The organism is Bacillus sp. DE0042 (genome assembly GCF_007680225.1).
GTDB classification, from domain to species: Bacteria; Bacillota; Bacilli; order Bacillales; family Bacillaceae_G; genus Bacillus_A; species Bacillus_A wiedmannii.
This window is the reverse complement of sequence record NZ_VEJP01000001.1, coordinates 249,758-273,139: the sequence shown is the minus strand read 5'-3', so window position 1 is coordinate 273,139 and position 23,382 is coordinate 249,758. Positions and strand designations below refer to the sequence as shown.

The 23,382-nt window shown below is 33.7% G+C and carries 21 protein-coding genes and 1 pseudogene; 21 read left to right on the top strand and 1 reads right to left on the bottom strand.

Annotation, left to right across the window (positions count from 1 at the left end):
• Positions 1 to 252: 252 nt before the first annotated feature.
• The gene (locus FS802_RS01425; RefSeq protein WP_000256376.1) at positions 253 to 1,242 is read right to left on the bottom strand and encodes a LacI family DNA-binding transcriptional regulator; all 990 of its coding nucleotides are present in this window, start codon (positions 1,240 to 1,242) and stop codon (positions 253 to 255) included.
• Between the two features lie 98 nt (positions 1,243 to 1,340).
• Between FS802_RS01425 and FS802_RS01420 the strand changes: the two genes are divergently transcribed.
• From FS802_RS01420 to FS802_RS01320, 21 genes and pseudogenes are all read left to right on the top strand, one after another.
• A complete protein-coding gene (locus tag FS802_RS01420; RefSeq protein WP_098655060.1) occupies positions 1,341 to 2,666 on the top strand; it encodes a DegT/DnrJ/EryC1/StrS aminotransferase family protein in 1,326 nt (441 codons plus the stop codon).
• Positions 2,653 to 3,513: an HAD-IIB family hydrolase gene (locus FS802_RS01415; protein WP_098655059.1), complete on the top strand. Its 861-nt coding sequence runs from the start codon at positions 2,653 to 2,655 to the stop codon at positions 3,511 to 3,513. Before FS802_RS01420 ends, FS802_RS01415 begins: the two co-directional genes overlap by 14 nt.
• Before the next feature lie 17 nt (positions 3,514 to 3,530).
• Positions 3,531 to 4,580 carry a Gfo/Idh/MocA family protein gene (locus tag FS802_RS01410; RefSeq protein WP_001020533.1) on the top strand — a complete coding sequence of 350 codons (1,050 nt, stop codon included), beginning with the start codon at positions 3,531 to 3,533 and terminating at the stop codon, positions 4,578 to 4,580.
• Positions 4,581 to 4,654: 74 nt separating this feature from the next.
• Positions 4,655 to 5,857, top strand: a complete 1,203-nt coding sequence (locus FS802_RS01405) for an MFS transporter (RefSeq protein WP_001236740.1) — start codon at positions 4,655 to 4,657, stop codon at positions 5,855 to 5,857.
• A gap of 84 nt (positions 5,858 to 5,941) precedes the next feature.
• The gene (locus FS802_RS01400; protein ID WP_078183643.1) at positions 5,942 to 6,469 is read left to right on the top strand and encodes a TetR/AcrR family transcriptional regulator; all 528 of its coding nucleotides are present in this window, start codon (positions 5,942 to 5,944) and stop codon (positions 6,467 to 6,469) included.
• A 25-nt stretch (positions 6,470 to 6,494) separates the two neighbouring features.
• Positions 6,495 to 7,130: an HXXEE domain-containing protein gene (locus tag FS802_RS01395; protein ID WP_260989054.1), complete on the top strand. Its 636-nt coding sequence runs from the start codon at positions 6,495 to 6,497 to the stop codon at positions 7,128 to 7,130.
• Between the two features lie 554 nt (positions 7,131 to 7,684).
• Positions 7,685 to 8,884, top strand: coding sequence for an FAD/NAD(P)-binding oxidoreductase (locus tag FS802_RS01390; protein ID WP_000857203.1), 1,200 nt, complete (start codon positions 7,685 to 7,687; stop codon positions 8,882 to 8,884).
• A gap of 66 nt (positions 8,885 to 8,950) precedes the next feature.
• Entirely contained in the window at positions 8,951 to 10,387 is a 1,437-nt protein-coding gene (locus FS802_RS01385) for an MBL fold metallo-hydrolase (RefSeq protein ID WP_098655057.1), read from the top strand.
• A 115-nt stretch (positions 10,388 to 10,502) separates the two neighbouring features.
• Positions 10,503 to 10,766: pseudogene (locus tag FS802_RS01380) on the top strand (metallophosphoesterase); the annotation flags it as partial.
• A 207-nt stretch (positions 10,767 to 10,973) separates the two neighbouring features.
• A complete protein-coding gene (locus tag FS802_RS01375; protein WP_000548621.1) occupies positions 10,974 to 11,225 on the top strand; it encodes a hypothetical protein in 252 nt (83 codons plus the stop codon).
• Between the two features lie 178 nt (positions 11,226 to 11,403).
• A complete protein-coding gene (locus FS802_RS01370) occupies positions 11,404 to 12,129 on the top strand; it encodes an ABC transporter ATP-binding protein (protein WP_144524825.1) in 726 nt (241 codons plus the stop codon).
• The gene (locus tag FS802_RS01365; RefSeq protein WP_098655056.1) at positions 12,126 to 13,145 is read left to right on the top strand and encodes an ABC transporter permease; all 1,020 of its coding nucleotides are present in this window, start codon (positions 12,126 to 12,128) and stop codon (positions 13,143 to 13,145) included. Before FS802_RS01370 ends, FS802_RS01365 begins: the two co-directional genes overlap by 4 nt.
• Before the next feature lie 24 nt (positions 13,146 to 13,169).
• Positions 13,170 to 13,823 (top strand): TetR/AcrR family transcriptional regulator, encoded by a 654-nt coding sequence (locus FS802_RS01360; protein WP_000711164.1) that lies wholly within the window; start codon positions 13,170 to 13,172, stop codon positions 13,821 to 13,823.
• Positions 13,824 to 13,827: 4 nt separating this feature from the next.
• On the top strand, positions 13,828 to 14,796 hold the full coding sequence (locus FS802_RS01355) for a YbgA family protein (protein ID WP_001248618.1): 969 nt from the start codon (positions 13,828 to 13,830) through the stop codon (positions 14,794 to 14,796).
• A gap of 216 nt (positions 14,797 to 15,012) precedes the next feature.
• On the top strand, positions 15,013 to 16,158 hold the full coding sequence (locus tag FS802_RS01350) for an acyl-CoA dehydrogenase (protein ID WP_000397261.1): 1,146 nt from the start codon (positions 15,013 to 15,015) through the stop codon (positions 16,156 to 16,158).
• A 15-nt stretch (positions 16,159 to 16,173) separates the two neighbouring features.
• On the top strand, positions 16,174 to 17,511 hold the full coding sequence (locus tag FS802_RS01345; protein ID WP_000486754.1) for an acetyl-CoA carboxylase biotin carboxylase subunit: 1,338 nt from the start codon (positions 16,174 to 16,176) through the stop codon (positions 17,509 to 17,511).
• A 26-nt stretch (positions 17,512 to 17,537) separates the two neighbouring features.
• Complete coding sequence (locus tag FS802_RS01340; RefSeq protein WP_098655055.1) at positions 17,538 to 17,753, top strand: acetyl-CoA carboxylase biotin carboxyl carrier protein subunit; 216 nt, start codon at positions 17,538 to 17,540, stop codon at positions 17,751 to 17,753.
• Positions 17,754 to 17,774: 21 nt separating this feature from the next.
• A complete protein-coding gene (gene mvaB / locus FS802_RS01335) occupies positions 17,775 to 18,686 on the top strand; it encodes a hydroxymethylglutaryl-CoA lyase (protein ID WP_098655054.1) in 912 nt (303 codons plus the stop codon).
• Between the two features lie 4 nt (positions 18,687 to 18,690).
• On the top strand, positions 18,691 to 19,479 hold the full coding sequence (locus FS802_RS01330) for an enoyl-CoA hydratase (RefSeq protein WP_098655053.1): 789 nt from the start codon (positions 18,691 to 18,693) through the stop codon (positions 19,477 to 19,479).
• 2 nt (positions 19,480 to 19,481) lie between these two features.
• Complete coding sequence (locus FS802_RS01325; RefSeq protein ID WP_000886750.1) at positions 19,482 to 21,023, top strand: acyl-CoA carboxylase subunit beta; 1,542 nt, start codon at positions 19,482 to 19,484, stop codon at positions 21,021 to 21,023.
• Positions 21,024 to 21,072: 49 nt separating this feature from the next.
• On the top strand, positions 21,073 to 23,013 hold the full coding sequence (locus FS802_RS01320) for an AMP-binding protein (RefSeq protein WP_098116416.1): 1,941 nt from the start codon (positions 21,073 to 21,075) through the stop codon (positions 23,011 to 23,013).
• The last annotated feature ends 369 nt before the right edge of the window (positions 23,014 to 23,382 follow it).

Below are 23,382 nucleotides of genomic sequence, written 5' to 3'. Positions count from 1 at the left end.
ATCATTATATATATCTAAAAAAGGTAACGGTATATGAGTGATATGTAATGCTTGTAATAGGTGTGAATTATGTGATCCACCTATTGTAACAGCTAATATGTAAGTTCTTAACTTTCTTAAAAACATTATCTATCTGACTTCGTGAAAAGCATTTTAATGGATTATTTTAATTTGATATAAAAAGAGGACGCATTATTATTTACGTCCTCTTTTTATATATTAGATAAATTTAAGCAGAAACTTTTATTTTAATTATGTAGATTCACGAATAATTAAGTTAGTAGGATATTCAATAATTTTACGTTTAATAGATTCATCTGTATTTATATATAGTAGTATCTCGTTAACGGTTCGTTTACTCAGTTTAACAATTGGAATATCAATAGTACTAATTGTTGGGGTTGTAACTGTACAAATTAATTGATTATCATAACCACAAACAGCTAAGTCAGTTGGAATAGAATACCCTTTAATAGTAGCTCCTTTAATGACTCCAGCAGCAACTTGATCATTTCCTGTAAATAATGCAGTAGGTTTATCTTTTAATTTATCTAGCTTCTCAAAAATTCTAAACCCATCATTAATAGTAATTGCATCTCCAAATAGCCATTTTTTATTGAATGGTAATTGTTTTTCTTTTAAGGCATGCAGATAACCTTGTTGGCGTTTTAATTGTGCTTGACTATTAAGAGAATCAAAACAAAAGCCAATTTTTTTATGACCTTTGCTTATTAAATGTTTAACAGCTTTGTATCCAGCTTCAAATTCATCGTAACAAATTATCGGAATAGGTGCATTTTCCTCATACTCATTACAAAGTATTATGGGCCCATATGCTAAATAATGCTCTATATTTTCCCAACTATTTTCTAGGGATGCGAGAATTACACCATCTACAGCTTTATTCTTTAGTAAGGAAAGTAATTCAAGTTCAATTTTTTTCTCATAAAAAGTCTGATAAATTAGCAATTTGTAATTATGCTTTAATAATTCTTTAGAAATTTCTCTAGCTAATTTTCCGAAAAAGGGATGATCTATATTGGGAATTGATAGTGCAATGGTTTGTGTCTTATTTATCCTAAGATTCCTTGCAATAGAACTAGGAGTATAGTTGAATTCTTGCATTACTTTTATTATTTTCTCACGTTTTTCTGAATTTACATAAGGATGATTATTTAGAACTCTTGAAACCGTAGCATTTGATACATTACATAATTTAGCTATTTCATTAATTGTTACCATAGAGAAACCCTCCGTAAAAAATATGTTGACATGTAATCGATAACATAAAATATAGTCTACTCATGATTTTCAAAATAATTTCTTAGAGGTGATTTAACGTGAAAACTCTTACTACAATTTCTGGACATAGTAAAGACAATTTAGCTTTATTAAAGTGCCTACAGGGGGAAACAAAAGAAAAAGAATTTGAAATTAGTAATATATTACCGAATCACAAGATGAAAGAGAAATTATTTAGGGAAAACAAATTGAAAATAGATATTGATATAGAAAAAGATATTTTCAATTATAGCAGAAAAAATATACAGAAAATAGAATTTATGCCAGTTAATCGGTTGATTTCTCAAGATGAGGTTGAAAAAATTATAGGGGTTTTAAAAGATGTTTTACTGACAGGTCAATTCACAAGTGGACCATTTTCAAAAAAACTAGAAGAAGTAATCGGAAGTTATTTGAATAAAAAGTTTGTAATTGCAACAAGTAGTGGTACAGATGCTCTTATGGTGTCATTGTTATCTATCGGTATCCAGCCGGGGGATGAAGTAATTATGCCAGCTAATAGTTTTGCTGCTACTGAAAATGCTGTGTTAGCAGTCGGAGCAAAACCTATATTTGTAGATATAGATCAGAAGAGTTATTGTATTGATCCGTCTAAAATCGAAGAAGCTATAACCCAAAAAACTAAATGCATTTTGCCAGTACATTTGTATGGTAAACAATGTGAAATGAAAAAAATTCGTGAAATTGCGGATGTATATCAATTAAGAGTTATTGAAGATGCATGTCAAGCTATTGGTTCTTCAAATCTTGGAGAATATGGAGATATTATTGTTCTTAGTTTTAACCCATATAAGAATTTTGGTGTATGTGGTAAGGCAGGTGCAATAGTTACCGATAATGAAACTCTTGCAATACGTTGCAATCAATATAGTTATCATGGATTTGAAATTGATAAAAAAAATAAAAAGGTATTAGACTTTGGATTCAATTCTAAAATTGATAATTTGCAAGCAGCTATTGGTTTGGAAAGAATTAAGTACTTATCATACAACAATTTAAAAAGAGCGTATTTAGCTCAACGATATATACGTGATTTAAAGGAATTGGAAGATAGAGAATTAATTAAGCTACCTAAGATGACAGAAGATAATGTCTGGCACCTTTTTCCGATTAGAGTTGAAAATGGAAGAAGAGACGAGTTGAAAAATAAATTGTACCAATTGTATAACATTGAAACAGATATTTATTATCCGGTATTATCTCATAAACAAAATACTAAGAGGGTAAAGGAAAATGATTTGCAAAAAAATATATTAAATACAGAGCAAGTTCATAAAGAAATATTACATTTACCTTTACACCCAAACATGATGTTAGAAGAGCAAAATTTCGTTTTGGAGGGATTATTCAATGTCAATAAATAATGAAGTTCTAAAATCTTTAAATTTTGAAAGACTACCACAGGTTAAAAAACCTAAATATGTAGTGTTCTGTGATTTTGATGAAACTTATTATCCTCATAACATGGATGATTCTAAAAGAAGTAATATGAAATTGTTAGAAAAGTATTTGTATGAACAAGGAAGTAAAGGAGATTTAGTAATTGGTTGGGTAACGGGAAGTAGTTTAGAATCAATTTTTGAAAAAATGAAAAATGGTGGTATACAATATTTTCCTCATTTTGTGGCGAGTGGATTAGGTACAGAAATAACGTACTTTGATAGTAATGGGACTACTATAGATGATCAAATTTGGGAAGAGAGAATTATAGAGGGTGGTTTTGATTCTTCGAAGATTGAAAGAATTATTAAATTGCTAGAAATAAAATATGAAATTTTTTTAAGACCTCAGACACAATTAGGAAGTTCTAAGTACAAATTTAATTTTTATTATGAAGAGCAAAATGAATTTATTGATGCAAAGAATTTAGAAAAGATAGAAGAAATCGGAGAAATATTCCAAGTGGGAGTTAATATTAACAAATGTAATCCATTAGCTGGTGATCCAGAAAATTGCTATGATGTAGATTTTATTCCACTTGGAACAGGTAAAGATGAGATAGTGAAGTTTATTTTAGACAAGTACGAACTAGATAAAACAAATGCCATTGCTTTTGGAGATAGTGGGAATGATTTAAGAATGCTACAAGCTGTAAGACATGGTTATTTAGTAGAAAATGCAACAGAAGAAGCCAAAAACACACACTCAATGTTAGCTCAAGGTGAATACTCGATTGGAATTTTAAATACTCTAAAGCACATTATTAATTAAAAGGGGATGTTCATATAATGAATATTGGGATTATAGGTGCAGGAAGTATTGCAAGAGCTCATTCTAGAGCATTATCAACTGTTGATAGTTGTAAATTAGTTGGAGTGTATGATGTTAATAATGAGAATGCCCAAAAGTTGGTAGGGAATTTTGGTGGGAAGGTTTTTAATAGCTATGTAGAGTTACTTGAAGTAGTTGATGGGGTAATAATATCTTCACCGAATTTTTGTCATAGATCTCAAGCTGTTCAAGCGTTATTAAAAAACAAACATGTGTTATGTGAAAAGCCAATGGCAATTTCTTGTGAAGAAGCAAAATACATGATGACAATAGCAAAAAATACTAATTTAGTCGCTTCAATGGGGTTTAACTATCGCCACCTATCTTATGTTAAGGCTTTAAAACAATTAATTCAAAATGAAGAATTAGGGGAAATAGTAGTGGTAAGATTGCATTTTAAAAAGAATAGCGCTTTTAGGAGAACTTCGTTTACTTGGCGAGATGATTTTCAAAGCAATAGAACTAGTGGGGCCTTGGGAGATTTAGGAATTCATCTAATAGATTTATTATGGTTTTTATTTGAGAGTGATTTTAGAGAGGATACTGTTCGAACTAAAATTAAAACAAATGTTAAGGAAAAAGAAAGTAAACCAGTTTTTGTTGATGACTATGCTGAGGTTTATGGCCAATTGAAAAATAAGGTTTTTGTTAATATTACAACATCTAAAAGTTCATTTCTTGACGATTGTGGTTTTAGTATAGAGGTAATAGGTACGAAGAAAGAATATAAGTATTCTTCTAAAGAGCCAAATAAATATATACTCTTTGATGGATTGGAAAAACATGAAATCCCGTTACCATTACCTTTACTAGTCGATCCAGAAAACGAGATTTTTGAATGGTCTGATTCTTTTAGAAGTGAAATTATAGAATGGGCTAAGGCTGCGGAAGGTGGGCCAAATAAGTCTGTAGCAACATTTGAAGATGGGTTTCGTTCACAAGTAATATTGGATATGTTTTTTGATAAAAGCAGTAGTAATAAAGAACGATCTGTAGCAACTATTTAGTTTTATGGTAAAAACAGGGGTTTAAAACTTTTACTTAAATCCCTGTTTTTATTTTGGATTGGAGTTGAGAAAAGATGCGGTTAATATTTTATTATGGTTGCTTGTTTTATTTTATTGTAGGAATAATACATGTTTGTATAGGTAGTTTAATTCCTTCATTAATACAATATTATGGAAGAACCCCTGATCAATTAGGTGTTTTAATATTTTTTCAATTTACAGGTTTTTTATTTGGTGTTCTAAGTTCACCCATACTAGTAAGAAAGTATCATTATTTTAAAACAATAACGTTAGGTGTTTTAGTAATGTCCATCGTCCTAGGAGGTTTTATGTATATTAAAGAATGGGCATATTTAGCCGTTATTTGCTTTGTATTAGGCTATGGAGCAGGTTTGTTAGAAACTACGGTGGGTTCCTTTATTATTTCAGCAGAAAGGAATAGTGCTGCTAAATTTAGTATTCTCGAAGTATGGTTTGGGGTTGGGGCGCTAGGGTTTCCGTTACTAGTTAATTATATTACAAAATTTTATGAATGGTATTTTATTCTTTATGGGATATTACTATTCTTTATTTTTACACTATTTGTTTGGTACATGCTTGGACGTACAAAATTTCTAAATTTTTCTCCTCAAAAAAATGAAAAGGGAGGAGCATCCCTTTCCTCATTCACTCTTAAATTTAAAAGTGAAAAGATTAAAGTTATAGTATTTATTTCACTTTTTGCATTCTTATATGCAGGCATAGAAACCAATCTTGCAAATTTTTTATCTACAATAATGATTCTTACCAATAATGAATTAATCAGTTCAGTAAGTATATCTTGTTTTTGGCTAGCCATAGTTATAGGAAGAATACTTGTAGGTAAGTTAGCTCATAAATTTAATTATTGGACATACATTACATCTAGTTGCTTTACATTAGTGATTCTATTATTTCTATTCCCCTTTGTTCAAGGTACAGGTATGTATTTGTTTATCATCTTCATTATTGGTTTAGTTATAGCGGGTGTTTTTCCAATAACATTAATCCTAGCCTCCCGTATTATGGAAAATAATATTGATGAAGTGACTAGTTTATTTATTGCATCGGCCAGTTTAGGGGGGGCACTAGTATCTTTTCTAATTAGCTGGAGTCTATCATTAAATACTATAAAGGTTACTTTTGGGATATTTTCACTTTTCGCATTTAGTTTAGGTTGTATTATTTTTAAAATGAGAAAAATTTCTACTTACAGTAATGAAAGTGCCAAAAAAGTAGAAAATATAAAAAATTTATAGAAAAATTTTTATAATGTGAAAAAGGTAATTATATTTGGAATCCCCAAAAAGATTGATAAGGTTTAAAATTCTGTAAATACAACATTGGAGTTCATTAAAGACGAAGGCTTCGAAAGTGTAACAATAAGAAAAATTGCGGCATTGTCGGATACAAATATTGCGCTTGTAAATTACCATTTTGGCTCAAAAGAAAAGTTGATTAGTGAGACGATTAAAGTCTTATTAATTAGCTTTCAAGGCGCTTTTTCTATTTTAGATGATATTAATGTGCCAGCAAAAGAAAGATTAAAAATATTTTTACTTGATTATGTACTAGTAATTCGGCAATACCCTGAGTTAGTTAGGAAAATTATTGCAAGGGGAACTACGGTATTTACATCTCAATACGAATATGGTGATTTTTTGAAGAGGCTCGTTTTTAGTAAAGTGAAGAATATTTTAAGTGAAATAACAAATGAAACGGATCAGGAAATTTTAATGATGATGATAGTGCAAATATTCGGATCCATTTTTCTCTCAGCATTAATGATGCCAATTCTTGAATCAGGGGCAGATATAAGAATACTGCCTGTAGAAAAACAAATTGATTTCCTATTTGAACGCTATTTTTAAAAATTTTAGATAGTGGGTGATAGAGATGATTAGTTTCTTTAGAAAGCGTTGGTGTGATGTAGGGTTAGCTATGGCAATTGTTGTCGTAGGTTGTTTAGTCGCGAATTTTGGAGAAATGAGTGAAATAAAAGTACTGTTAGCGTTAAGTTTTGTAGCCATTTTAGTGCATCAATTTGAAGAGTATCGTTGGCCAGGTTATTTCGCTGGTCTGTTTAATTTAGTTATATTTAAAAGTGATATACCAGATCGCTATCCATTAAATACGCAATCTGCTATGGTAATAAATGTTTTGATTGCGTATGTTTTTTATTTACTTCCCGTTTTCTTTCCAGATATTATATGGCTTGGGTTGGGACCTATTTTAATGGGATTTTTTCAATTCATATGGCATGGTATTTTTGCGAATATAAAAGCTAAAACAATATACAACCCAGGATTAGGTGCGGTTGTATTACTACATGTACCAATTGGTTATGCATATATGAGATATGTTCTTTTACACAATTTAGCTACAAATTTGAATTGGATATTAGGGATAATCTATTTTCTAGTAGCTACCTATTTTTTAATTATAAAAGGAAATATGTTACTGAAAAGTAAGGAGACAATTCATTACTTTTCTAAAAAGCAATTAGGTCCGTATAATGATGCATTAAAGTGATTCAGAAGGAATTTTGGATGCTTAAGAGAATACAAGTGAGTTACAAAAGAAAGGTGCGTAGGCGCCTTTCTTTTGTTTGAAGGCGATTTTTGTATTTTGGGGTAGCGTCTCATGCCCATCAACCTAAGAAATTCATTGTTCCTCAAAACGAAAAAAATGACCTGAATTCTCATAAATAATGGTTGTAGTTATATAAAATTTTTGTTTTAGGGATACCTCAAAGTGTTAGCTTAATAAGAATAATCCTTAGCCTCCTTTAGATGAAAAAGGGGCTTTTTTACATATGAAATCACATGGGTCTTTAAAGATAGCTTTGAGCGTAGAGAGAAACTGAAATAAAAGTAAGATCGGGTAAAGACTAGTATTGAAAAATATAAAAGATGGAAGTAGCATAGGGGATTTACGCATAAAGTAATATCGATGGTAAAATTAACAAAATTTTCATTTGATTCAGATAAATATGTGGTACTTTTAACTTATAATAATGTTACTACAATGAAAATACGGCTACGAATTAGTTATTTTAAAAATCAATTTTAGATAGGAAGAGGATAATGAAGACCAGAGATAGATATAAAATCATTGTGATTGGTGCAGGGACTGCAGGAATATCTTCTACTGCACATTTGTTACGAAATGTACCCCTATTGAAAGAAAGTATAGCAATTATTGATCCATCAAAAAAACATTATTTCCAACCATTATGGAGTTTAGTGGGGGGAGGGATTGTTTTAAAGGAAAGTACGATGCGTAATCAAGAATTGCTTATTCCAAAAGGGGCAACGTGGATCCCTAAAAGTGTTGTTAAGTTGTTTCCGGAAGAAAATAAGCTACTTTTAGATGATGGACTGCTGCTTGAGTATGAAATTCTTATTGTAGCAGCCGGTATACAAATAAATTGGGACGGCATTAAAGGCTTAAAGGAGTCTATTGGGACTAATGGGGTTTGTAGCAATTACTCTTATAAATATGTTGATTCTACTTGGAGAGAAATTGAAAAATTTAAAGGAGGAAATGCTGTTTTTACCCACCCCAATACGCCTATAAAATGCGGTGGTGCTCCACAAAAAATAATGTATTTAGCAGAAGAATATTTTTGTAATAGCGGTGTAAGAAACAAAAGTGAAGTAATGTTTTATACTGCGAACGCTAACATATTTCAGGTTCCACTTTATGCAAATACATTAGAACAAGTAATTGAAAGAAAGCAAATTATAACAAATTATTATAAAAACTTAGTAGAAATTATCGCTGAGAAGAAAGAAGCAATTTTTGAAGATACGCAAACACTGAAAAGAGAAACAGTACCATATAGTATGATCCATGTTGTTCCACCAATGGGGCCACCTAGTTTTATTAAAGAGAGTGAGATAAGTGATTCTCAGGGGTGGGTAGATATAAGCCCTTATACTTTGCAGCATGTACAGTATAAGAATATTTTCGGACTTGGAGATTGTACCAATTTACCCACCTCTAAAACTGGAGCGGCAATTCGAAAACAAATACCTATCTTAAAACAAAATATTATGGACGTACTTAACGGAAGAGACTTACAGGCTAAATATGATGGATATACATCCTGTCCGATTGTTACAGGATATAAAAGTCTAATACTAGCTGAATTTAACTATGAACATGAACCTCAAGAAACGTTTCCGTTTAATCAAGCGAAAGAACGGTATAGTATGTTTTTACTTAAAAGATATATGTTGCCCTATATGTATTGGAACTTTATGTTGAAAGGGATTCTATAAGAGGAGAGAGAAAGTGGTAATAAAAATTGAAAAGCAAGTTGAAATAACTATTTGGAGGGAATAGCTATGCTTTTAAAATATTTTTATGATGAAAAATTAGCACATGCTTCCTATTTAGTCGGTTGTCAGAAGGAAGGTGTAGCAATTGTAATTGATCCAGGTCGCTATATAGAACAATATATCGAATTTGCTAAGAAGGAGGGGATGGAAGTAATTGCTGCGGCTGAAACTCACATTCATGCAGATTTTCTTTCTGGGTCTAGGGAACTTTCTAATCTTTATGATGCAAATTTATATGTATCTGACGAAGGAGATTGTGATTGGAAATATCAATATCTTAACGAAGGTCGATATAATTTGGTTAGAGAGGGCACAGAGTTTAAAGTAGGTCATATAAAATTTAATGTAATTGGCACACCAGGGCATACGCCTGAAAGTATATCTTTTTTAGTAACTGATACAAGTCAAAATAACCATACGAATGATAAGCCGATAGGAATATTCACAGGTGATTTTATATTTGTAGGAGATATAGGAAGACCGGATTTATTAGAAACCGCTGTAGGTATGAAAGATACTGCAAAAATAGGAGCGAAACAATTATTTGATTCTATACAAAAAATAAAAATACTCCCTGATTATTTGCAAATATGGCCATCACATGGAGCAGGAAGCGCATGTGGAAAAGCATTAGGAGCAATTCCAACTTCTACATTAGGTTATGAAAAGATGTTTAATTGGGCATTTCAGTGTAATAAAGAAAGTGATTTTGTATCGACTTTATTGACGGGACAGCCAGAGCCTCCAAAGTATTTTTCATTAATGAAGAATTTAAATAAGTACGGTCCACCAATTCGTAATAAGAGAGAAGTTACTGCTATTAATACAGTAGAAGAACTTCAAGAAATTATGAGGAGCGTTCAGCAAATAGTTGATATAAGGGATGTAGCAAGTTTTGCTTCTGGTCACATTGAGAAATCAATTAACATACCGTATAACAATTCCTTCACAACTTGGTGTGGCTGGTTACTAGATTATAAAACAGAAACTTTAATCATTCTAGATGAGGAAAAGGTTAGATTGGAGGAGGTTATTAGAGACTTTGAATCTATTGGGCTAGATAATATTATTGCTTTTGCACCCTTACAAGTTATACAAAGACTTGATAGATTTGAAAGTTACAAAGAAAAAACATCGATTGAATTAAATCCGCATATAAAGGATGGTAGCGTTAAGGTTATCGATGTACGTAGTAAAACAGAGTGGGAGGAAGGACATCTTCATGATGCAATACATATCCCTTTAGGAAATCTATTTAAGCAGCTAGATTGCATACCAAAAGATTGCCCATTAGTTTTACAATGTCGAACCGGATTGCGTTCCGCTATAGCAGCTAGTATTTTACAAAGAGCTGGTATAAAGGAAGTAGTGAATTTAAAGGGAGGATTTCTTGCATGGAAAAAAGAGGAGCTTCCTTATATAACATGTAATCGCAATGTGTAGGGAAATAATTTTTATTAATTTATCCGATAAGGAAAATTGCGGATTACATAGGAATATATCTATATATAGGAGCAATACATTTAGATAGTGTATTAAAATAGGAGAAATAGATGATTTATTCTATAGACCTGAATTTATTCAGAATTATGCTGATGAGAAAATTGATTTAGTGTTATCGGGGCATGCTCATGGAGGGCAAGTTAGATTGCCATTTATCGGAGGGTTAGTTGCCCCGAATCAAGGTATATTCCCTACATATACAGCTGGTTTATATGAAAAACAAAATACGTCTATGGTAGTGAGTAGAGGATTAGGCAATAGTATCATTCCGCAAAGAATTTTTAATAGGCCAGAACTTGTAGTCGTACAGTTAAATTGAACTGTACGATTTTTTGTATAGAAAAATAAGCCATATGTAATTTATACAAGTTAACATTACAATTTTGTTAAAAATTTTCTACGTTACATAAAGTAACAAAATTTGACCCGTAGAGTTTGTTATAGTGTAAATAATCAAAAAACTTAAAAATTAGTCGAGTGAAAAGTGTGATAAGGAATCTGTATAAAAACATAAAGGGGTGTACACATGCATAAAGAATATGAAATTGAAGAGTATACGGCGATTGAGGAACAAATACATTATTATTGTAAATGTTTATTAGTAAGTCATCCTGATCAAATTATAAAGTATTTAGAAAAAAGGTTAGAAAAATATGCAGAAACATTACAATATGCCCATTTATATCCCGACACAGTTATATTACCGTTACAGCAATTAGTTATCGAATATTCTTTAGATGTTGCTAGAATTAGGAAATATATGAATTTGAAAACGTAAAATAAAATATATAATTTAAATGAAACAGAGTCGACTTTAAGAAATGATATTCTAATGTCGACTCTGTTTCATTGTTTAAGATTGAAAATACATACTAATCAATGAAGTTTGACATATAATTACGCAAGAGTAAAATAAAAGTGAGTACTCACTCATTTTAGAAAAGGGGGAAGAATACGTGCAGCAACCTGCCATTATTTTACGGACTGTATCAAAAAGTTTTGGGAAAAAAGAAGTGTTACACAATCTTTCATTGCAAGTTGAAAAAGCAGAGATATTTGGTTTAGTTGGGCCTTCAGGTTCAGGGAAAACGACTCTTATTAAATTGATTGCAGGTATTCATGAGGCAACGAAAGGTGAAGTGCTTGTATACAACACGAACATGCCTAATTTAAATGAAATGAAAAGAATTGGTTATATGGCTCAGGCTGATGCATTATATGAAGAACTATCAGCATATGAAAATGCAGATTTTATTGCAACGATGTATGGATTAAAGGGAAAACATAAAAAAGAAAGAATCGAAGAGGTTTTTGACCTTGTACAATTATCACAACATATAAGACAGCAAGTGCAGCATTTTTCAGGTGGGATGAAGAAGCGTTTATCATTAGCGATAGCACTCCTTCATGAACCTGAAATATTAATTTTAGATGAGCCAACAGTGGGGATAGATCCACTTCTTAGAAAAACAATCTGGGAAAAATTTTATGATTTGAAAAAGAAAGACACAACTATTATTGTAACGACGCACATTATGGATGAAGCTGAGTTTTGTGAGCGTCTAGGGTTGATTAGAGAAGGAAAACTAGTTGCGACTGGAACACCTGAAGAATTGAAAAAACGGGTATCATCAGGACGGATTGAAGATGTCTTTTTGTTGGAAGAGGTGGCCCTATCATGAGAGTTACTGGTGTAATCATTCGTATTATTCGCCAATTTTTTCGAGATAAACGTTCGTTAGCGATGATGTTTGGGGCACCTATGTTATTACTTTGGTTATTGTCTCTAGTGTTTACACAAAAAGACTATGTACCGCATATTGCTGTAGTTGATGTGCCTGCTCCTATTGTAAAAACAATGAAAACTCAAGAAGCCTCAATTTATGAATACGGCAAAGAGAAAGCAATTTCAGAGTTAGAACTGCAAAAGGTAGATGCAGTAATTTATTTAGAGAATGGGAAAATGAATCTTTTATTAGAAGGAAGTGATTCATCAAAAAATCGTGCTGTACTTCAAGTTTTACAAAAGAGTACAGAAAAGAATGAAGTATCAGTTATGAAGCCTGAAGTAAATTACTTACATGGCTCTAAAGACTTTACAATGTTTGATGGGCTTGGTCCCGTATTGATTGGTTTCTTTACATTTTTCTTTGTATTTATATTGTCTGGAGTTTCTTTTGTTAGAGAACGTTTAAGTGGTACATTAGAGAGGTTATTGTCCACTCCAGTGAGAAGATGGGAAATAGTTGTAGGATATATTATTGGTTTCGGAATCTTTGCATTTATACAATCAATTATAATCGTGAATTTTTCAGTTTATATTTTAGATTTGTATGCAGCTGGTTCCATATGGTTAACGCTACTTATTACATGCATGCTTTCTTTAACAGCATTAACTTTAGGGACGTTTGTATCAGCATACGCAAATAATGAATTTCAAATGATCCAGTTCATACCGCTTGTCATTGTGCCACAAATTTTCTTTTCTGGTTTGTTTCCAATTGAATCTATGAATAAATGGCTCCAAATGTTAGGGAAATTATTTCCGCTCACATATGGAGCGGACGCAATGAGACAAGTGATGATTCGAAATCAAGGATTTACAGAGATTGCATTAAATCTTACTGTATTACTACTTTTTTCTCTATTATTTGCAATAGGAAATGTATATGCATTAAAGAAACATCGAAAAATATAATGACGGTACAAAGGGGCATTATAGATGAAGAAGGATTGGCTGGATGAATTAATTGCCGCAACTAATACGGATAAACGAAATGAACGTCAAATGCGTATTTTAGAGGCAGCTGTTGATATGTTTGGAGAAAAAGGATATGCATCAACTTCTACAAGTGAAATTGCAAAGCGTGCTGGTGTAGCGGAAGGAACAATCTTCCGCTACTATAAAACAAAAAAAGATTTATTGTTAGCAGTCGTCATGCCGACATTAACAAAGTTTGCTGCACCATTTTTTGTACAAGCCTTTGCAAAGGAAATTTTCAAATCGCAGTATGAATCGTATGAAGGGCTGCTAAGAGTTGTTATTCATAATAGATTTGAATTTGCAAAAAAGCATTTTCCAATGATAAAAATATTAATTCAAGAAGTGCCATTTCAGCCAGAATTGAAAAACGAAATACAACATTTAGTAGAAACAGAGTTACTTTCACATTTTAAAAAGTTGATTGTAAAGTTTCAAGAAGAAGGGGAAATTATTGAGATGCCTCCATCTTCTGTATTACGTCTTACTTTATCAGCTGTATTAGGTTTACTATTAACACGATTTTTATTATTGCCTGAAGAAAAATGGGATGATGAAGTGGAAATTGAAAATACGATTCAATTTATATTGTATGGATTAACACCACGGAGGTAATGTGATGCGCCAATTTGCAAAACCAACAATTGTTGTAAGTAAATGTTTAGAATTTGATGCCTGTCGTTATAATGCAGAGATGATACCAGATGTAACAATACGAAATTTGCAGCCATTTGTTACATTTATACCTGTTTGTCCAGAAGTCGAGATCGGATTGGGGACTCCTCGTGAAACGATACGAATCGTAGAAGAAAATGGTGCGAATAGGCTTGTACAGCCGTCGACACGAGAAGATGTAACTGAAAAAATGGAGCAATTTTCAAATGACTTTTTACAAACGATATCCGATGTGGATGGTTTTATTTTAAAGAATCGTTCGCCAAGTTGTGGTACGCGCGATGTGAAAATTTATTCTGGTTTTGAAAAAGCGCCAGTAAAAGGAAAGGGATCTGGCTTATTTGGCGGAGCAGTAATAAAAAAATTTTCACATCTTCCAATTGAAGAAGAGGGTAGATTGTCGAATTTTATTATTAGAGAACATTTCTTTACAAGACTGTTTACAATCGCGCATTACAAAATGATTAAACATACTAAAAACATAAAAGAACTCGTATCATTTCAATCAGACTATAAGTATTTATTTATGGCATATAATCAAGTGAAACAAAAAGAATTAGGGCGTATTATTGCAAATCAAAAAAATGAAACGATTGAAGTTGTATTTGATAAGTATGAGAAGACTTTATATGAATTATTTATGCGCACCTCCCGCTATACATCGAATGTAAATGTATGTGAGCATATTTTTGGATATTTTAAAACAAAGTTGAAAAAACAAGAAAAAGATCATTTTTTAGATTTGATACAAAAGTATATAGAAAAGAAAGTCCCGCTTAGTAGCTTACTTACAATTTTAAAATCATGGGCCATTCGATTTGACGAAAAGTATTTATTAAGACAAACATATTTTGAACCTTACCCTGAAGCTTTAGTAGAAATTTCTGATTCGGGAAAAGGTAGAGATTATTAAACAAAAAATTACATAATTCGACAAGAAAACTCCTATGTTGTTGTAGAACAATGTAGGAATTTTTTTGTGCATTAGTACAGAATCTGTTTTAAAATTAAGTTATGACAGAATTATAGCAATTGTCTAACTAATATTCGTGTCTTTTAATTCGTAATGTTTGTAGTAGAAACTCGCACGCTGTCGAAACTCAATATTCGATAAGGGGTGTGTAGCGGAATGGAATTTACTCTAACTCGCGAAAAACAAATGATTAAAGAAATGGTACGTGACTTTGCTGAAAAGGAAATCGCACCGAAAGCTGTGTATTATGACAAAACTGCGGAATTTCCATATGAAACATTTCAAAAAATGGGCGAACTAGGATTATTAGGTATCCCATTCCCTGAAGAGTATGGAGGTTCAGGTGGCGATACTGTATCGTACGCGTTAGCAGTTGAAGAAATTGGTCGTGCTTGTGGTGGGACAGGATTAAGTTACGCTGCAACAATTTCATTAGGTGCTTCTCCAATTTATTATTTCGGTACAGAAGAACAAAAACAGAAATATTTAGTTCCAATGGCGTCAGGTAAAACATTAGGTGCTTTCGGATTAACGGAGCCGAACGCTGGATCAGATGCAGGCGGTACAAAAACGAAAGCAGTATTAGATGGAGATGAGTATGTTATTAGTGGTGAAAAGTGTTGGATTACAAATGCAGAGTATGCAAATACAATTATTGTAACCGCTATCAACGGTGTTGAAGATAATGGTAGAAAACGTATTTCGGCATTTATCGTACCGACTACAAGTGAAGGATTAACGATCTCAAGTCCTTACGATAAGATGGGTGTTCGTGCTTCTAATACATGTGAAATCGTACTTGATGGTGTACGTGTACCGAAAGAAAATATTCTTGGTGATGTAAATAAAGGATTTAAACAATTCTTATATACACTTGATGGAGGACGTATTTCAATCGCAGCATTAGCAGTAGGTATTGCACAATCTGCATTTGAACGTGCGCTGCAATATGCGAAAGAACGTCAACAATTTGGAAAGTCAATCTCTAATTTCCAAGCGATTCAATTTAAATTAGCTGATATGGCGACTGAAGTAGAACTTGCACGTAATTTAGTACATAAAGCGGCTTGGTTAAAAGATAATGATAAACCTTTCGGTAAAGAAGCGGCTATGGCAAAGTTATTTGCATCTGAGGCTGCTAGTCGTATTGCAAATCAATCGGTACAAATTCACGGTGGATACGGCTATATGCGTGAATATGAAGTGGAACGACATATTCGTGATGCAAAACTATTAGAAATTGGTGAAGGAACTTCTGAAATTCAACGTCTCGTAATTGCAAGACATTTAGGATGTAGATAAAAAGGAGGAATCACTATGTTTCAAAAAATATTAATTGCTAATCGCGGGGAAATCGCAGTTCGTATTATGAAAACTTGTCAAAAACTTGGCATTCGCACTGTTGCTATTTATTCTGAGGCTGATGAAAATGCCCTACATGTAAAAATGGCAAATGAAGCTTACTTAGTAGGTGGACCGCGTGTCCAAGAAAGCTATTTAAACCTTGAAAAAATTATTGAAATAGCTAAGAAGACAAATGCTGAAGCAATCCATCCGGGATATGGATTATTATCAGAGAATCCGTCTTTTCCGGTTCGCTGTAGAGAAGAAGGAATTGTATTTATCGGTCCATCAGAAGAAATTATTACGAAGATGGGAAGTAAAATCGAATCTCGTATTGCAATGCAAGCTGCAGATGTCCCAGTAGTTCCAGGTATTACTACAAATATTGAAACTGCTGAAGAAGCAATTGAAATTGCAAAACAAATTGGTTATCCATTAATGCTGAAGGCATCCGCAGGCGGCGGAGGCATTGGAATGCAGTTGATGGAAACTGAGCAAACGCTCACCAAAGCATTTGAAAGTAACAAAACAAGAGCACAAAACTTCTTCGGTAACGGAGAAATGTATTTAGAGCGCTATATTGCAGATGCACACCATATTGAAATTCAGCTTTTAGCAGATACACATGGTAACACAGTGTATTTATGGGAGCGTGAATGTTCAGTGCAGCGCCGAAATCAAAAAGTAATTGAAGAAGCACCTTCACCATTTTTAGATGAAGGTACGCGAAAAGCGATGGGGGAAGTTGCTGTACAAGCTGCCAAAGCTCTAGGCTATACAAATGCAGGTACAGTTGAGTTTCTTGTAGATGATCAGAAGAACTTTTATTTCTTAGAGATGAATACGAGATTACAAGTAGAGCATCCAGTTACAGAAGAAATTACAGGTTTAGATCTTGTAGAACAACAACTTCTAATTGCATACGGTGAGAAACTATCATTTACACAAGATGATGTAAAACGTAGTGGTCATGCCATTGAGGCACGTATTTATGCAGAGGATCCGAAAACTTTCTTCCCATCACCTGGAAAGATTACAGATTTAACGCTGCCATCAAATGTACGTATTGATCACTTTTTGGAGAATCAAGTCACGATTACACCTTTCTACGATCCAATGATTGCGAAAGTCATTGCTCATGGTGAAACTCGTGAAGAAGCAATTTCAAAATTACATGATGCTTTAGAAGAATTAAAAGTAGAAGGTATTAAAACGAACACGCCAATGTTACTTCAAGTATTGGAAGACGATGTGTTCAAAAGTGGTATTTATACAACAGGTTTTGTAACGAAACAACTTGTTAAAAAATAAGATTTAACAATATTAAGGGGGAAAAAATGGTGACGAAAGTATATGCATCGATGGCAGGAAATGTATGGAAGATTGTTGTAGGAGTAGGAGATACAGTAGAGGAAGAGCAAGATGTCGTCATTTTGGAATCTATGAAAATGGAAATTCCAATCATTTCAGAAGAAGCTGGCACAGTTATGAAAATTAATGTGCAAGAAGGCGATTTTGTAAATGAAGGAGATGTATTACTAGAAATTGAATAGGGAGATATAGGGGGAAGTGAATTGAAACTACCTAATTTTGCTGTCATTAAAGAAGTCGGGCCACGTGATGGCTTACAAAATGAAAAAAAGATTGTTGGCACAAAAGATAAAGTAAAATGGATTCAACTACTTACAGAGGCGGGATTATCGTACGTTGAAGTTTCCTCATTCGTTCACCCTAAATGGGTCCCTGCATTAGCAGATGCAAATGATGTGTTTTCTGAGCTAAAAAGGGAACCAAATGTTACATATGCAGCGCTTGTTCCAAATCAAAATGGTTTGGAACGAGCTTTTTTGCAAAATGTAGATGAGGTGAATGTTTTTTTATCAGCAAGTGAATCTCATAATAAAAGTAATATTAATAAATCAATTAAAGAAGCATTAGTTGTAATTGAAGATATAACAAAACAGTCATTATTCGAAGGGAAAAAGGTAAGAGGCTATGTTTCTACTGTATTTGGATGTCCTTATGAAGGGGATATAAGTACCGCAGCAGTTGACGAATTATGTAATCAACTATTTTCATACGGCATTTATGAAGTCTCGCTTGGTGACACGATCGGTGTAGCGAATCCACTACAAGTAGAGCGAGTATTAGAACATTTATTAAAGAAATACGATGCTTCGCAGTTTGCAATGCATTTCCATAATACGTACGGTATGGCTCTGGCGAATGTAGTTAAGTCTTTAGAATACGGTATTACAACATTTGATAGTTCTTGTGGTGGCCTTGGGGGTTGTCCATATGCACCTGGAGCATCAGGTAATGTTGCAACTGATGACTTAGTTTATATGCTCCATAAGTTAGGGGTCCAAACGAATATTGATGAAGAGAAGTTATTGAGAGCGAGTCAATTTATTCAAAGTAAATTAAATATCCAATTACCAAGTCATGTGTATAGAGCGCTTCAACATAAAACGATAAGTAGGTGAGAAGATGCTACAATTACAAAACATTTCAGTTGATTATGTAACACCTCACGTTGTAAAGATTTCATTAAATCGTGAAAGACAAGCAAACTCATTATCTTTAGTGTTATTAGAAGAGTTACAAAACATATTAACTCAAATAAGTGAAGAGTCAAATACTAGAGTAGTTATTCTAACAGGTGCTGGTGAAAAAGCATTTTGTGCTGGTGCTGATTTAAAAGAACGCGCTGGTATGAATGAAGAACAAGTTCGTCATGCTGTTAGTATGATTCGCACTACTATGGAAATGGTTGAACAATTACCACAGCCAGTTATCGCTGCTATAAATGGAATCGCACTTGGTGGTGGTACGGAATTAAGTTTAGCTTGTGATTTTAGAATTGCGGCTGAATCTGCAAGTCTTGGTCTTACTGAAACTACACTTGCAATTATACCAGGAGCAGGTGGTACGCAGCGTTTGCCAAGATTAATTGGTGTTGGTAGAGCGAAGGAATTAATTTATACAGGAAGACGTATTTCGGCGCAAGAAGCAAAAGAATATGGTTTAGTAGAATTTGTTGTACCAGCTCATTTACTTGAAGAGAAAGCAATTGAAATAGCAGAGAAAATTGCTAGTAATGGTCCTATTGCTGTTCGATTAGCAAAAGAAGCAATTTCAAACGGTATTCAAGTTGATTTACATACCGGATTACAAATGGAAAAACAAGCGTATGAAGGTGTAATCCATACGAAAGATAGATTAGAAGGATTACAAGCATTCAAGGAAAAACGCACACCAATGTATAAGGGGGAGTAAATATGTTAGACCAAAAACAACAATCGAATACATTTGAAGAACGAGTTGAAACGATTAAACAAGGCGGCGCACCCAAATATCATGAACAAAACAAAGCAAAGGGAAAACTATTCGTTCGAGATCGTTTAGCGCTTCTATTTGATAATGGTGAATATGTAGAAGATGCATTATTTGCAAACTGTGAACAAACTGGATTACCTGCTGATGGTGTTATAACGGCAACGGGTAAAATACATGGTCGTACTGCATGCGTAATGGCAAATGATTCAACGGTAAAGGCTGGATCATGGGGCGCACGTACAGTTGAAAAGATTTTACGTATTCAAGAAACGGCAGAAAAATTACGTGTTCCGTTATTTTATTTAGTTGACTCTGCTGGAGCGCGTATTACAGATCAAGTAGAAATGTTCCCAGGGCGCCGCGGTGCAGGAAGAATCTTCTACAATCAAGTGAAATTATCAGGTAAAGTTCCTCAAGTATGCTTATTATTTGGACCTTCGGCAGCTGGTGGCGCATATATTCCAGCCTTTTGTGACATTGTTATGATGGTAGAAGGAAATGCATCTATGTACTTAGGTTCTCCTCGTATGGCGGAGATGGTTATCGGCGAGAAGGTAACTTTAGAGGAGATGGGCGGAGCTCGTATGCATTGCTCTGTATCAGGATGCGGAGATGTTTTATGTAAAACAGAAGAAGATGCGATTACACAAGCAAGACAATACATTTCATATTTTCCAAACAACTACTTAGAGAAGACTCCATTGGTTACACCTCAAGAACCGAAACAATTCGAAAAAACATTAGAACAAATCATTCCAGAAAATCAAAATGCTCCTTTCAATATGAAAGATCTCATTAATAGAGTTATTGATGAAGGTTCTTTCTATGAAGTGAAAAAATTATTTGCTCAAGAACTAATTACAGGCTTAGCACGTATTGATGGTAAGCCAGTTGGTATTATTGCAAATCAACCGCGTATGAAAGGCGGCGTATTATTCCACGATTCAGCTGATAAAGCAGCGAAGTTTATTAATTTATGTGATGCATATCATATTCCATTGTTATTCCTTGCAGATGTACCTGGATTTATGATTGGTACTAAAGTAGAGCGTGCTGGTATTATTCGTCATGGTGCAAAGATGATTTCTGCAATGAGTGAAGCAACTGTACCGAAAATTTCTATTGTTGTTCGTAAAGCATACGGTGCTGGTTTATATGCAATGGCAGGTCCAGCCTTTGAACCAGATTGCTGCCTAGCATTACCGACAGCTTCTATTGCAGTAATGGGTCCAGAAGCGGCAGTCAATGCTGTATATGCAAATAAGATTGCAGCTTTACCAGAAGAAGAGCGTGATAGCTTCATTGCTGAAAAACGCGAAGAGTATAAGAAAGATATTGATATTTACCATTTGGCATCAGAGATGGTCATTGATGGTATTGTTCATCCAAACAATTTAAGAGAAGAGTTAAAAGGACGATTCGAAATGTATATGAGTAAATATCAAGTATTTACAGATCGTAAACATCCTGTTTATCCAGTTTAAAAGCCCTATTTAGGGCTTTCTTGCTCAAAAAGTCAAGGAGGGGAAAACATTGAAACAAGCAGTTTGGTTTCCAACAGAAGAATATAAAGAAAAAACGCGTTTATATGGTTGGATGAAATCATTGGGCTATGAAGATTATGAAACGTTTTATAATAAATCTATTGAAGAAACAGATTGGTTTTGGGGAGAAGCTGAGAAAGCGGTTGGCTATCAATGGATGAAGCCTTATACAGAAGTGCTAGATTTAGAAAATGGTACGCCGTTTGCACAGTGGTATAATGGCGGAACATGTAACGTTGTAGAATCAGTTTTATCACGCTGGCTTGCAGATGATGAAACAAGAACGCAACCAGCACTGCAGTATGAAGGGGAAAATGGAACTTCAAAATCATTTACATATGAAGAGCTTGACAACTGGGTAAGTCGCGTTGCAAACGGTTTGAGACATGCGGGTATTGAAAAAGGTGACCGTGTAACAATTTATATGCCGATGATTCCAGAAACAGTTGTTGCGATGCTAGCTGTAATGAAGATTGGGGCAATTATTTCACCAATTTTCTCAGGATTTGCGTCTGATGCAGTCATGACACGCGTGCAAGCGGCAGGGGCAAAAATGATAATTACTGCAGATGGTTTTTCACGCCGTGGTAAAATTGTTTCATTAAAAGATGAAGTAGATAAAGCTTGTGAACATTGTCCAACTGTTGAAAAAGTTGTTATCGTTCGTCATGCAGGAAATGATTTTACACCGCATCATTACGATTTCTCATGGAGTGCGCTAGAAAAAGAAAAACCATTTACACATGCTGAAGAAATGAATAGTGATGATCCGTTAATGCTCATTTATACATCAGGTACAACTGGGAAACCGAAAGGAACAGTACATACACATGCTGGTTTCCCTTTGAAATCTGCATTTGATGCAGGATTTGGAATGAACATCAAACAAGGTGACCGCGTATTATGGGTAACTGATATGGGCTGGATGATGGGACCGTTTTTACTATTCGGCTCTCTCATTAATGGAGCAACGATGGTTATGTACGAAGGTGTTCCAGATTTCCCAGAAGCAGATCGTTTATGGGAGACCGTTGATAAATATGAAATTACACATCTCGGTATATCACCAACATTAATTCGTGCGTTAATGGCAAAGGGTGATGAGTATGTAAATAAACATTCGCTCAAGAGTTTAGAAGTATTCGCATCAACAGGTGAACCTTGGAATCCAGATCCTTGGATGTGGCTATTTGAAACAGTTGGAAAAAATAATGTACCAATTTGTAACTATTCAGGCGGAACTGAAATTTCTGGTGGGATTTTCGGAAACGTCCTTATTAAACCGATTGCACCGATTAGTTTTAACGCATCTTTACCAGGAATGGCAGCGGTTGTGCTCAATGATCAAGGCAATCCAATTCGTGATGAAGTTGGAGAATTATGTTTAGAGAAACCTTGGGTTGGTATGACGAAAAGTTTCTGGGAAGACGATGAGCGTTATGTGAACACGTATTGGTCACGTTTTGAAAATAAATGGGTTCATGGTGACTGGGTGATTTATGATGGTGAGCAATATATTATTACAGGACGCTCAGATGATACGTTAAACATTGCTGGAAAACGTATTGGACCTGCAGAATATGAATCTATTCTTGTTAAGCATAATGATGTCATAGAAGCTGCCGCGATTGGTGTACCTGATGATGTAAAAGGTGAAGTTTGTCATTGTTTTGTAGTATTAAGGGACAATGTAACATTCACAGGAGAGTTAAAGAAAGAATTAATGAGTTTAGTAAACTCTCATATCGGAAAAGCATTGTGTCCAAAAGATATTCACGTTGTAGAAGATTTACCAAAAACACGTAATTCTAAAGTAATGCGACGCGTCATTAAAGCTGCTTACTTAGGAAAAGAATTAGGGGATTTATCATCACTTGTAAATCCTGAAGTAGTTCCGTTTATTCAGGGGTTACAGTCTAGTAAACTATAAAATTACGAATGAGCTCTATGTAAATAGAGCTCATTTTTAATGTTTACAAAAAGATAAGAGAGAAAAAGTAAATTTGAAGTTAAAAAATCTACTATTAGTGTTAAGTATGTCTGTTTGTTTTTAGTTTTTATCAAAATAGGATACTGTTGCATATCTATCCAATGGAGTAATTGAATTTTGTTAAGAATGAACATTTAGTGAAGAAAAAAGTAATGAATAAAAGGAGAAATCCCTGGGGGACAGGGATTCAATAAAGGAGATATCATTGTCGTTCAATGTCGAAATTTGGCGTATTCGACAAATTAATATTATCACGAATTTTCAGGAGATTGTGATAGTAGATGTGTCAAAAATGTGTACGGGTTTCAT